Here is a 927-nt window from a genome sequence, read left to right as displayed (position 1 = left end):
TTGGTTTGAATAGATATTCAATTTTGAGTAGGTATTACTCAGAGTTAAGTGACGATAGCCTAGGAGATACACCTGTACCCATGCCGAACACAGAAGTTAAGCCCTAGAACGCCGGAAGTAGTTGGGGGTTGCCCCCTGTGAGATATGGAAGTCGCTTAGCTCTAGGGAGTTTAGCTCAGCTGGGAGAGCATCTGCCTTACAAGCAGAGGGTCAGCGGTTCGATCCCGTTAACTCCCAAAGGTCCCGTAGTGTAGCGGTTATCACGTCGCCCTGTCACGGCGAAGATCGCGGGTTCGAATCCCGTCGGGACCGTTAGAATAACGTAAGTTATTTTAGACTCGTTAGCTCAGTTGGTAGAGCAATTGACTTTTAATCAATGGGTCACTGGTTCGAGCCCAGTACGGGTCATATCTGCGGGTTTGGCGGAATTGGCAGACGCACCAGATTTAGGATCTGGCGCTTAACGGCGTGGGGGTTCAAGTCCCTTAACCCGCATTAAGATATAATAAATGAGCCGGCTTAGCTCAGTTGGTAGAGCATCTGATTTGTAATCAGAGGGTCGCGTGTTCAAGTCATGTAGCCGGCATTTTTAGATAGAAGAAAACAGTGCGAACGTAGTTCAGTGGTAGAACACCACCTTGCCAAGGTGGGGGTCGCGGGTTCGAATCCCGTCGTTCGCTTAGAGAGGCCGGGGTGGCGGAACTGGCAGACGCACAGGACTTAAAATCCTGCGATTGGTAACGATCGTACCGGTTCGATTCCGGTCCTCGGCATAAACTAATGAGCACCCTTAGCTCAACTGGATAGAGTACCTGACTACGAATCAGGCGGTTAGAGGTTCGACTCCTCTAGGGTGCATTTTTCTATTTAACTCGGGAAGTAGCTCAGCTTGGTAGAGTACTTGGTTTGGGACCAAGGTGTCGCAGG

At 50.2% G+C, this 927-nt stretch carries 8 tRNA genes and 1 rRNA gene; all 9 read left to right on the top strand.

Going from position 1 to position 927, the window contains the following annotated elements:
• The first annotated feature begins 44 nt into the window (after positions 1–44).
• The 9 genes from rrf to O3664_RS09080 all read left to right on the top strand — a co-directional run bounded on the left by rrf (position 45) and on the right by O3664_RS09080 (position 858).
• Positions 45–160 (top strand): 5S ribosomal RNA (gene rrf, locus O3664_RS09120).
• A 4-nt stretch (positions 161–164) separates the two neighbouring features.
• Positions 165–237: transfer RNA gene (locus O3664_RS09115), tRNA-Val, on the top strand.
• A 2-nt stretch (positions 238–239) separates the two neighbouring features.
• Positions 240–312: transfer RNA gene (locus tag O3664_RS09110), tRNA-Asp, on the top strand.
• Positions 313–335: 23 nt separating this feature from the next.
• Positions 336–408: transfer RNA gene (locus O3664_RS09105), tRNA-Lys, on the top strand.
• 5 nt (positions 409–413) lie between these two features.
• Positions 414–495: transfer RNA gene (locus O3664_RS09100), tRNA-Leu, on the top strand.
• 18 nt (positions 496–513) lie between these two features.
• A tRNA-Thr gene (locus O3664_RS09095) sits at positions 514–586 on the top strand.
• Positions 587–608: 22 nt separating this feature from the next.
• Positions 609–680: transfer RNA gene (locus tag O3664_RS09090), tRNA-Gly, on the top strand.
• A 7-nt stretch (positions 681–687) separates the two neighbouring features.
• A tRNA-Leu gene (locus tag O3664_RS09085) sits at positions 688–773 on the top strand.
• Between the two features lie 11 nt (positions 774–784).
• A tRNA-Arg gene (locus O3664_RS09080) sits at positions 785–858 on the top strand.
• The last annotated feature ends 69 nt before the right edge of the window (positions 859–927 follow it).

Source organism: Streptococcus sp. 27098_8_109, from assembly GCF_041432295.1.
In the GTDB taxonomy this organism is placed as follows: domain Bacteria; phylum Bacillota; class Bacilli; order Lactobacillales; family Streptococcaceae; genus Streptococcus.
Note: the sequence above shows the minus strand (reverse complement) of the source record. Positions and strands in the feature narration are given on the sequence as shown.